This is a genomic window from uncultured Agitococcus sp. (assembly GCF_937920075.1).
Taxonomy (GTDB): domain Bacteria; phylum Pseudomonadota; class Gammaproteobacteria; order Pseudomonadales; family Moraxellaceae; genus Agitococcus.
In genome coordinates this window covers 1-9,941 of sequence record NZ_CALETI010000286.1, presented here as the reverse complement: position 1 = coordinate 9,941, position 9,941 = coordinate 1, and the positions used below count along the sequence as shown (strand labels likewise).

Sequence of the window (9,941 nt, the reverse complement as noted above, 5' to 3'; positions counted from 1 at the left end):
CCCCATGTGCCAAAAATACCACTGGCAATGGCAGGAAATACAGGTGGAACTTCAAGTTTATAACCCATTTTACCTGTTGCACCGTCTTTCCATTGAAAAAAGTCAGAAGCAATAGATTGTGGTGCACCATGATAAGGATCAATTTGTTGTGGCATTTGCGCCAAGGTTAATACCACAGGATGAATACAGGTGCGTTTACCAACACGTTTATAAGGATCAGGCGTTTGTGAGCGTAATAAAAGAGCTGGGTTATTGAGTGCACCGCCAGCAATAATATAATGTTTGGCCTTGATTTGAACTTCAATCCCTGTCCGTTGGTGAGTGCTAGTGTCTAAGGCTAAGCCTAATAAACCTGTGACTTTGTTGCCACTGAATAAAATCTTTTCAATGCGTAAATGATGTACTAATTCCGCACCTTGACTAAGAGCGGTGGGAATTGTAGACACTAACATCGATTGTTTGGCATTCACAGGGCAACCTAAACCACAATAGCCGCTATTCCAACAACCTTTTACATTACGTGGAATAACGTGCCATTCCCAGCCTAGTTTTTTGCAGGCATCATTAAGAACTTGGTTGTTAGGATTGGGTGCCATTGCCCAAGGAGCAATATTCAACCGTTGTTCCATCTTTTCAAACCAAGGTTTCATGTCTTCAGGACTGTGTCCTTTCACTTGATGAACATCCGCCCAATGTTTGAGTGTGTGATCAGGTGTTCTAAAACTAGCAGTCCAGTTAACGACAGTTGTACCACCCACAGCACGTCCTTGAAGAATAGCAATAGCACCATCACTACTCGCACGACCCGCACCTTCTTGATACAGTTCACGATAAGCACGACTTTCATCTAAGTCTTTAAAGTTAGCAGAAGTTTTTAAAGCACCTTCTTCAATCATTAAAACTTTTAAACCAGCTTGACTCAAAATTTCAGCGGTTGTGCCACCACCAGCACCTGTGCCCACAATAACAACATCTGCTTCTAAAGTTTGGTTTTTTTGTAGGGTAGAAGCGTCGGTCACTTTCCAACCCGAGGCAATGCCTGCGGTATAAATATCATCAAATGCCATGTTTAGTATGTCCTGTTTTTAGCTGTTAATTGCTTGGTAGAGGGCAGGAAGGTGGTTATAACCACTTTGTGCTTGGGCTTCGGGTAAACTAAAATAGGAGACGGCAACTAATTTGCTTAATACACGATAACCTGCATTAAATGGCCCAATCGAGCTGCTTTGCCAGCGTTGTAAAAAATGATTCACATCGTCTGGACTGGCTTGCTGCCATGTATCTAACACGCCTGTGGTTAACCAACGGGTAATACGGCCATCCAATAAATCTAAGAGTTTGTAAATTTCACTTTGCGCTTTATAAGCCAAATTACTACAAGCACCATCAACATTTTTTAAGATATTAATTTGTAATGCTTGATAGTTAGGTGTTTCAGTTTGAATCATGCTGTGTAAGACCACAGGAATTAATGCTGAAAATAGTTTTAAATCGCCTTCGCGTAAAAATTGAAAACCTTTACTTGGCGTAGATGGCGTGGAGCTACAAGCAGTTAAAGTGCTTGTCGTGGCGGTAGTCAAGGCAATAGTGCCAATAGTACTCGTGCGTAAAAAAGCACGTCTGGATAATAGGGTGGACATAATAAATTCCTGAGTTAATCCACAAAATAACAAGCTTTAAGAGTTGATGGGTTGTAGGATTATGGGTAAATATACAGTTGTCTTTTTATTGTTTATAGAAGGGAAATCGCCACGTCAAGCAATCGCCATTAAAAACGGACGTATACGCAAGAAATACCGCGTATTACACTCAAAATGGGGCAAAAGCCCCATGTGTCGTTTAAACCCCGATACTCGCTAAAGTTCGAATAATGCTGCTCACAACACCAGCAATTACAGGATGGTCAACTTCGATTTCAGCTTCAACAGAACGTAATAAATTGGTAAAACGCTCATAATCAACTTGCTCATGTGATTGTAAATGTAACTCTAAATCACATAATTGTGCCTGTAGATTTTCGTGATGTTCAGGTGGCAAGGGTTGAATGGCTAAAATATTTCTAGCTTTGGCAATTTCTTCACCAATTAATTGTTTTGGCATTATCGCTCTCCTAATAACAAGCATTTTTTAAAGGTTGTTGAACAATTTGTAAGGTACTGTGTTGAATACCAAAATGATGTTCTAATTCGTCACTAATAATGTGTAATAATTTATCATCTTGTGGAAATTCATTGACAACTAAATGAGCGGTTAGCGCAACTTCAGAACTGCTTAATGCCCAAATATGTAAATCATGAACGGCCTTAACGTGATTTTGTTGTAATAAAAATTGCTGTACCTCGGTTAGTTTAATATGTTCAGGGACGCCATCTAAACTTAAATTTAAAGATTGTTGTAATAAATGCCATGTTCCGATAATTATAATCATGGCAATGATTAAACTCATCACAGGGTCTAACCATGACCATTGATAATAATAGTACAAAACACCAGTGATGATCACGCCAACAGACACAAGGGCATCGCCTGCCATATGTAAAAAAGCACCACGCAAATTAATATCATGCTCACTGTCACGCATAAACAGCCAAGCAGTAAAGCCATTAATCACGACACCACAAGCAGCTACCCAAATTAAAGTAACACTTTCAATGATTTGAGGTTGTTGTAAGCGTTGTATCGCTTCCCAAGCCATTGCCCCCATCGCGACTAATAACAACATACTATTGATTAATGCCGCTAAAATTGAGGCTTTACGCCAGCCATAAGTGTGTTGTGTATTGCCTTTACGTTGGGCTAACCAAAAAGCAGACCAAGCTAATAATAATCCTAAAACATCACTTAAATTATGACCAGCATCTGCTAATAGAGCTAAAGAATGGGCATACCAACCATACAATGCCTCAATAATAACAAACACAATATTTAAAATAATACCAAACGCAAAAATACGGCCATAATCTTTGGGGGCATGAGAATGATGGCTATGAGCATGAGGCTCAGGTGTTTTACAATGATGATGGTCGTGGTGATGATGCATAATAGGTTTAAATAAAAGAGTTTATGTTCTATGTTTAACTCAATTTTGGCAATTAGTATAGGGGCTTCTATAGGCGCAGTAGGGCGATGGTTATTGTCATTATGGCTAAATAAGGTTTTTTTATTTATTCCGTTGGGAACATTGCTTGCTAACTTAGTGGGAGGCTATTTAATTGGAGTGGCTTTTGCGCTGTTTGCTAATCACCCAAGTTGGCCAGCAGAATGGCGTTTATTGGTGATTACAGGATTTTTGGGCGGATTAACAACATTCTCGACTTTTTCAATCGAGACGGTGAGTTTATTGCAGCAAGAAAAATGGTTATGGGCAGCAGTGCAAATAAGTTTGCATGTCTTGGGATCGTTAGTAATGACTTTGATGGGATTGGCGACAGTAAGCTATTTAAGACAATAGGCAGATAAAGTTAATCTGCCTTAGAATTGGAAATAATTAAGCTGCTTTAGTCATTGGAAAGTGCCAGAGTTTCATTAACTCATCGCAGGCATCAACAATCATTTCTTCAGTGATTGGAATTTCACGGCCTTGTTCATCAACAAGTGCAGCACCATAGAATGCTTGTAAATTAAATACGTTAGTATCCATTTTTGTATTCATTTCAACAACTTGCATGATAAACCTCATTTGCCTAGCGCACTTTGCGGGGTAACGGCTTCTTTATAATGGTAGTATAGAAAAAGAATTGCTTTGTGTATCCCTAAACTCACTCTAATCTGTAACCAACTATGAAATTTGAGAATAATTCTTGCTTGCATCATTTACATATTGGCCTGTTGATTAATCCCGTTGCTGGTTTGGGCGGTGAGCTTGCCTTTAAAGGCAGTGATCATCAGCAATGGCAAATTAGCGTTGCTGAACAATCACGTGCCTACCAACGTTGCTATCAAAGCTTAAAATTGTTACAGCCATATAAAGACAGATTAAATTTTTCATGTGCAAATGGCCTAATGGGTAAGCAATTATTACAAGACCTCGATTTTGAGGCAAAAGTTGTTTATCAAACTAATCTGCCAACTCAGGCAGAAGACACAATCCGTGCAGCACAGGCTTTAATGCAACAGAATATTGATTTGCTACTGTTTGTTGGTGGTGACGGAACAGCACGCGATTTATGTACGGCTGGTGTCAGTTGTCCTGTGTTGGGTATTCCCGCAGGGGTAAAAATGCATTCAGGGGTATTTGCTCTGAATCCCGAAAGTGCCGCAGAGATTATTTATAAATTAATGTCGGGTAGTGGTGTGGCGGTTGAGCAAGCAGAAGTAAGAGATTTAGATGAATTAGCCTTACAACAAGGTAAAGTGCGCGCTCAATTTTATGGCGAGTTAAGTATCCCGATAGATACAAAACTGATACAACAAATGAAGTGTGCAAGCCCCGAAACAGATGAATTAGTGCAACACGAAATCGCTGCATTTGTCAGTGAGCGTTTAGAAACGGATGTGGTGTATTTGTTTGGGGTGGGCAGTACCTGTGCGGCAATTATGCAAAAATTAGGTTTTGAACATACTTTATTGGGCTTTGATGCCATATTAAATGGAGAATTAATTGGCCAAGATCTTAATTCAAGACAGATAACAAATTTAATTTCTCAATATCCTTGTAAAGTGATTTTAACCGTCACTGGTGGGCAAGGTGTGTTGTTGGGGCGGGGCAATCAGCAGTTAACACCAGCAATTTTACAACAGATCGGTCGAGAAAATTTATGGGTCGTGGCAACACCTCATAAATTAAAAAGCTTAGAAGGGCGAGCGTTAGTATTGGATACGGGGGATGCCTCTTTAAATAAGGCATGGTGTGGCTTAATTAAAGTCACAACAGGTTATGAGCAAGAACAATTGTATTATGTAGGCCAATAAAAAAGCGACCTAAGTCGCTTTTTTAGATGTCTGAGCGTAAACTTTCGACTACGCTCAAGGTACATTAACGCCACAAAGCGCCTTGATTTGGCACTTGATCTGGAATTTGTAAGGCTTCTAAAGCAGCAATACGAGTTTCGATGGCTGGGTGAGAAGCAAACAATTTAGCTAAGCTAAAACCTTCACGTTGACCTTCAGCAATCGCTAAAGCAGTCATCTCGGCAGGCATTTGATCAGGCATATTGTGTTCAGCTTGTAAACGACGTAAGGCATTGATCATAGACTGTTTTCCAGCTAAACGAGCACCTGCTTCGTCAGCACGGAACTCACGACGACGAGAGAACCACATAACAATTGCAGAAGCCAAGATACCTAAAACGATATCAGCAATAATGCTGGTAACAAAATAGGCGATACCAGGCCCATCTTCATTTTTGAAAATTACACGGTCAACAAAGTTACCAATAATGCGAGAGAAGAACATAACAAAGGTATTCACAACGCCTTGAATTAAGCTCAATGTAACCATGTCACCATTAGCCACGTGGCCAATTTCGTGACCTAGAACAGCGCGTACTTCATCACGGCTCATACGGTCTAATAAACCGCTAGACACAGCCACTAAAGCAGCATTTTTGTTCCAACCTGTGGCAAAAGCATTGGATTGAAAGCTTGGGAAAATACCCACTTCTGGCATTTTGATGCCTGCTTTTTGAGATAACTCAGCAACAGTATCTAATAACCAACGTTCTTCAGCACTGCGCGGTGTTTCAATAATTTCTGTACCTGTGGTGCGTTTAGCCAGCCACTTCGACATAAATAAAGAAATTAATGAACCCACCATACCAAAGACAAAACAGACGACTAATAAATTAGCTAAATTGAGCGTATTACCCGCTGTATGTGTCGAACCAACACCCAACACGCTCAAAATAATACCTGCGACTACAACAATCGCTAAGTTGGTGAGCAGGAAGAGGACGATACGGAACATCTTTATAAACTCCTAAAAACGGATTATCCGAGTTATTTGATAAGGTATGGTTGTTGATTATGAATTACAAGATGACAGTATTGTATCTTTGTAACTGAAAATAGGTTGATAATTGAGCTTTTGGTCAAAAAATGCAGTGTATTCTGTAGGTCTTAGGATTTACGCATTGCAGTACAATGCGTAAACCTTGTTCTTGTGGGGAAAGGATTAAGTACCCATTCTGGCTCTATAGCCTGCCAAAAATCGTGCTAGACGATTAATTGCTTCTTTAAGTTCGTCAATATGTGGTAAAAATACCACACGGAAATGATCGGTATGAGGCCAATTAAAGCCAGTTCCTTGTACTAACAAAACTTTTTCTGCTTGTAAAAATTCTAGAATGAAGGCTTGATCATCTTCAATTGGATAGATGGTTGGGTCTAATTTGGGAAATAGATACAATGCGCCTTCGGGTTTAGTACAACTCACACCAGGAATGTCATTGAGCATTTTCCATGCAATTTCGCGCTGTTCATATAAACGACCACCTTTACAGATTAAATCGTTGATACTTTGATAACCACCTAATGCCGTTTGAATAGCAAATTGTGCTTGTACATTGGCGCATAAACGCATGGAGGCCAACATATCCAAACCTTCAATATAGTCTTTGGCAGCACGTTTGTTACCACTAACCATTAACCAGCCTGAACGAAATCCTGCGACACGATAAGACTTGGATAAGCCATTAAAGGTGATACATAACAAATCATCACATAAAGTCGCAATAGAGGTATGTTCTGCTCCATCGTATAAAATCTTGTCATAAATTTCGTCAGCAAAAATAATTAAATTATGACGGCGAGCAAGGGCAACAAGACCTTCTAAAATGTGTTTTGGATAAACTGCCCCTGTAGGATTATTGGGGTTAATGACCACAATCCCGCGTGTTTTTGGGGTGATTTTTGATTCAATATCGGCTAAATCGGGATACCAGCCATTATTTTCATCGCATAAGTAATGGGTGGGCGTGCCACCTGCTAAAGTGACAGCGGCTGTCCACAATGGATAGTCAGGGGCTGGAATAAGCATTTCATCGCCATTGTTTAACAAGGCTTGCATTGCCATGACAATCAGTTCTGAAACCCCATTACCAATATAAATATCACCAACATCAACAAATAAACCTTTTTGTTGATAATATTGAACCACTGCTTTACGAGCGGCAAATAAGCCTTTTGAATCACAGTAGCCAATGGCATTAGGCAAATTAGTAATTACATCCGCTAGAATTTCTTGTGGGGCTTCGAAGCCAAATGGTGCAGGATTACCAATATTTAACTTGATAATACGATGTCCTTGTTCTTCCATGGCATTGGCGGCTTTTAATACAGGGCCACGAATGTCATAACATACATTTTGTAATTTTGCGGATTTTGCAATTTGCATAGTAACAAACTCATTTGGGCTACATCTAATATATTCATAGTCAGTGATAAATCTGGCTAAGCATTCGATTCTAGCGAAAAAAGCGATGAATGTTCAGTAGGCTAGACAATGTTTTTTGGTGTATAAGACGTTAAGTTTGTTAGAGAGGTGCATTTTTATGAGCCAAGTTCAAAAAACTGATGCGCAATGGCAAAATGAATTAAGCCCAGAAGAGTTTTATATTTGCCGACAAAAAGGTACAGAGCGTGCATTTACAGGCCAATATTGGAATTGTCACGAAAAAGGCGTATATCTATGCCGTTGCTGCGAAACAGCTTTATTTAGTTCAGAGACTAAGTATGATTCGGGTTCGGGATGGCCAAGTTTTTATCAGGCCCTTAATGAGCAAGTCATTGCAGAACATCGTGATTTAACTCATGGCATGATTCGCACCGAAATTACTTGTCAGCAGTGTGGCGCACATTTAGGTCACGTTTTTCCTGATGGCCCAAAACCAACAGGCTTGCGTTATTGTGTTAATTCGGCTTCATTAAAGCTTAAACAAAATTAAATACATCAACTGGAGAGATAAAATGCCCAATGTATATGATTATTCTGCAACCACTATTTCTGGCAAAGAAGTGTCGATTGCCGATTATAAAGGCAAAGTTTTATTGGTGGTGAATACGGCTAGTAAATGTGGTTTAACACCACAATTTAAAGATTTAGAAGCTTTGTATGAAAAATATAAAGATCAAGGTTTGATGATTTTAGGTTTTCCCTGTAATCAATTTTTAAGCCAAGACCCAGCCAGTAATGAAGAAATTAGTGAGTTTTGCCAATTAAATTATGGTGTTACATTTCCAATGTTCGCCAAAATTGATGTCAATGGCGATGAAGCTCATCCTTTATTCAAACACTTAAAAGAAGCTGCACCTGGTTTATTGGGTATGAATGCTATTAAATGGAACTTTACTAAATTTTTAGTTGATCGTCAGGGCAATGTGATTGAGCGTTATGCACCAACCACCGTACCATTAGATATTGCTAAAGATATTGAGAAGTTATTGTAAGAAAACGATCATCAATAGCCTTACCACAAACGAATAAAACTTGATCGTTTGTGGTTAGCGAATCAGAACCTAAGCTATAGCTGCTTTTTGCTTAGTTTTGCCTTTAGGTGCTTTACTGACATTAGGCGCATAACTCAAATCATACTCAGGCAATTTTAAGCTGCTTAAACGTTGTCTTAAGGTTGCTAATGACCAAGGCCATGCCGCGAAGTTACGGCCATTGGCATCTAAGTAATAACTCTTACAGCCACCACTATTAAAAACGGTAGTTTGTAAATGCTTTTGTACGGCTTCGTTATGACGACGTAAAACGCTTGGTTTGATGGTAAATTTGCTAATGCCTTGAGCTTTAACTTGTTGTAAACCATCAACAATATAATCAAGTTGTGCTTCGGCTAAACCAATAAATGAATCATAAACTAACACATTAGGGCCAAGCATTAAAAAGGCATTGGGGACATCTTCTAAGCTAGTACCTAAATAGGCTTCGGGTGAACTGTTTTTCCATAAGTCAGATAAACGTTGGCCATTAGCATTATGAATCTTTTTACCAATTGGGGGATGAGATACCTCAAAACCTGTGCCCCAAATAATCACATCGACTTCATGACGTTGACCATTCGCCGCAATCACAGTATTGCCTTCAACTTTCACTAAACCATGTGGAATTAAACGGGTATTAGCAGCTTGTAAGGCAGGGTAATAGTTGTTAGCAAATAAAATACGCTTACAGCCAACGGTAAAGTTAGGCGTGACATTTTTACGCAACACAGGATCTTTAATTTGTAATTTTAATAATTGTTTACCCAACACATTTAAGGGTTTGAGCGCAATAGGATTACGCAAACCAAAGTTAATTGCATTTAACGATTGGGCAACACTATTACGCCAAGTTTGTTGAATCGCTGGGTATTTGGCAATAATTGACTTACCCCAATCGTTCAAATTCATATCTGGCTTAGGTAACACCCACGGTGCAGTGCGTTGAAATACATAAAGTTCTTTGGCTTTAGGTTGAATTTGTGGCACAAACTGAATGGCAGATGCGCCTGTGCCAATGACAGCAATGCGTTTGCCTGTTAAATCGTAGTCATGATTCCATTTGGCAGAATGGAACATTTCACCCGTAAAAGTGTCTAAACCTTCTACTCGTGGGGTTTGTGGCTCGGTAATTGGGCCAGTCGCACAAATTAAGGTTTTTGATAAATATTGGCCTTGATTAGTATCTAAAACCCATAGATGACGGCTGTCATCCCATGACGCATTTTCTAAAGCGGTATTAAATTGAATAGAAGATTTAATATTGAAGTTTTCACTAACTTCTTCTAAGTAAGCTAAAATTTCAGCTTGTCGAGCAAACAAGTGACTCCATTTTGCACTTGGCGCAAAGGAGTAAGAGTAGAGTGAAGAAGGCACATCACAACCACAACCGGGGTAGGTGTTTTCACGCCATGTGCCACCGACACGACTGGCTTTTTCAATGATTTTAAAGTTGTTGTAACCAACTTTTTGCAAACGAATCGCGGCAGCAATACCAGAAATACCAGCACCAACAA

12 protein-coding genes are annotated in these 9,941 nt (G+C 39.5%); 4 read left to right on the top strand and 8 right to left on the bottom strand.

Features of this window, described 5'->3' with window-relative positions:
• From Q0212_RS09980 to Q0212_RS09965, 4 genes are all read right to left on the bottom strand, one after another.
• Positions 1-1,067, bottom strand: a 1,067-nt coding sequence (locus tag Q0212_RS09980; protein ID WP_297924997.1) for a GMC family oxidoreductase N-terminal domain-containing protein, incomplete at its 3' end; no start/stop codon positions are given.
• A gap of 18 nt (positions 1,068-1,085) precedes the next feature.
• The gene (locus tag Q0212_RS09975; protein WP_297924995.1) at positions 1,086-1,640 is read right to left on the bottom strand and encodes a hypothetical protein; all 555 of its coding nucleotides are present in this window, start codon (positions 1,638-1,640) and stop codon (positions 1,086-1,088) included.
• A gap of 199 nt (positions 1,641-1,839) precedes the next feature.
• Positions 1,840-2,100, bottom strand: a complete 261-nt coding sequence (locus Q0212_RS09970; protein WP_297924992.1) for a DUF4404 family protein — start codon at positions 2,098-2,100, stop codon at positions 1,840-1,842.
• Positions 2,101-2,110: 10 nt separating this feature from the next.
• The gene (locus tag Q0212_RS09965) at positions 2,111-3,040 is read right to left on the bottom strand and encodes a cation diffusion facilitator family transporter (RefSeq protein ID WP_297924990.1); all 930 of its coding nucleotides are present in this window, start codon (positions 3,038-3,040) and stop codon (positions 2,111-2,113) included.
• Positions 3,041-3,070: 30 nt separating this feature from the next.
• Here Q0212_RS09965 and crcB point away from each other — a divergent pair, with 30 nt between their 5' ends.
• Complete coding sequence (crcB, locus tag Q0212_RS09960) at positions 3,071-3,451, top strand: fluoride efflux transporter CrcB (protein ID WP_297924989.1); 381 nt, start codon at positions 3,071-3,073, stop codon at positions 3,449-3,451.
• Between the two features lie 36 nt (positions 3,452-3,487).
• On the opposite strand, the gene Q0212_RS09955 is transcribed toward crcB, so the two are convergent.
• Positions 3,488-3,667, bottom strand: coding sequence for a PA1571 family protein (locus tag Q0212_RS09955; protein ID WP_367175856.1), 180 nt, complete (start codon positions 3,665-3,667; stop codon positions 3,488-3,490).
• 113 nt (positions 3,668-3,780) lie between these two features.
• Between Q0212_RS09955 and Q0212_RS09950 the strand changes: the two genes are divergently transcribed.
• On the top strand, positions 3,781-4,911 hold the full coding sequence (locus tag Q0212_RS09950; protein WP_297924986.1) for an ATP-NAD kinase family protein: 1,131 nt from the start codon (positions 3,781-3,783) through the stop codon (positions 4,909-4,911).
• 64 nt (positions 4,912-4,975) lie between these two features.
• On the opposite strand, the gene htpX is transcribed toward Q0212_RS09950, so the two are convergent.
• Together htpX and Q0212_RS09940 are read right to left on the bottom strand one after the other, a co-directional pair.
• The gene (gene htpX, locus Q0212_RS09945) at positions 4,976-5,905 is read right to left on the bottom strand and encodes a protease HtpX (RefSeq protein ID WP_297924983.1); all 930 of its coding nucleotides are present in this window, start codon (positions 5,903-5,905) and stop codon (positions 4,976-4,978) included.
• 207 nt (positions 5,906-6,112) lie between these two features.
• Positions 6,113-7,333, bottom strand: a complete 1,221-nt coding sequence (locus Q0212_RS09940) for a pyridoxal phosphate-dependent aminotransferase (RefSeq protein WP_297924981.1) — start codon at positions 7,331-7,333, stop codon at positions 6,113-6,115.
• Positions 7,334-7,490: 157 nt separating this feature from the next.
• Between Q0212_RS09940 and msrB the strand changes: the two genes are divergently transcribed.
• Both msrB and Q0212_RS09930 read left to right on the top strand, forming a co-directional pair.
• On the top strand, positions 7,491-7,883 hold the full coding sequence (gene msrB, locus Q0212_RS09935) for a peptide-methionine (R)-S-oxide reductase MsrB (RefSeq protein WP_297924979.1): 393 nt from the start codon (positions 7,491-7,493) through the stop codon (positions 7,881-7,883).
• 22 nt (positions 7,884-7,905) lie between these two features.
• The gene (locus Q0212_RS09930; protein WP_297924977.1) at positions 7,906-8,385 is read left to right on the top strand and encodes a glutathione peroxidase; all 480 of its coding nucleotides are present in this window, start codon (positions 7,906-7,908) and stop codon (positions 8,383-8,385) included.
• 69 nt (positions 8,386-8,454) lie between these two features.
• Here Q0212_RS09930 and Q0212_RS09925 read toward each other — a convergent pair.
• On the bottom strand, positions 8,455-9,941 hold a 1,487-nt coding region (locus Q0212_RS09925; protein WP_297924974.1), incomplete at its 5' end, for an NAD(P)/FAD-dependent oxidoreductase.

Excerpts from the sequence above, each read along its gene's own strand:
- Q0212_RS09970 (WP_297924992.1), bottom strand. The coding sequence starts at position 2,100 with ATGCCAAAACAATTAATTGGTGAAGAAATTGCCAAAGCTAGAAATATT.
- Q0212_RS09965 (WP_297924990.1), bottom strand. The coding sequence starts at position 3,040 with ATGCATCATCACCACGACCATCATCATTGTAAAACACCTGAGCCTCAT.
- htpX (WP_297924983.1), bottom strand. The coding sequence starts at position 5,905 with ATGTTCCGTATCGTCCTCTTCCTGCTCACCAACTTAGCGATTGTTGTA.
- Q0212_RS09975 (WP_297924995.1), bottom strand. The coding sequence starts at position 1,640 with ATGTCCACCCTATTATCCAGACGTGCTTTTTTACGCACGAGTACTATT.
- crcB (WP_297924989.1), top strand. The coding sequence starts at position 3,071 with ATGTTTAACTCAATTTTGGCAATTAGTATAGGGGCTTCTATAGGCGCA.
- Q0212_RS09940 (WP_297924981.1), bottom strand. The coding sequence starts at position 7,333 with ATGCAAATTGCAAAATCCGCAAAATTACAAAATGTATGTTATGACATT.
- msrB (WP_297924979.1), top strand. The coding sequence starts at position 7,491 with ATGAGCCAAGTTCAAAAAACTGATGCGCAATGGCAAAATGAATTAAGC.
- Q0212_RS09955 (WP_367175856.1), bottom strand. The coding sequence starts at position 3,667 with ATGCAAGTTGTTGAAATGAATACAAAAATGGATACTAACGTATTTAAT.
- Q0212_RS09930 (WP_297924977.1), top strand. The coding sequence starts at position 7,906 with ATGCCCAATGTATATGATTATTCTGCAACCACTATTTCTGGCAAAGAA.
- Q0212_RS09950 (WP_297924986.1), top strand. The coding sequence starts at position 3,781 with ATGAAATTTGAGAATAATTCTTGCTTGCATCATTTACATATTGGCCTG.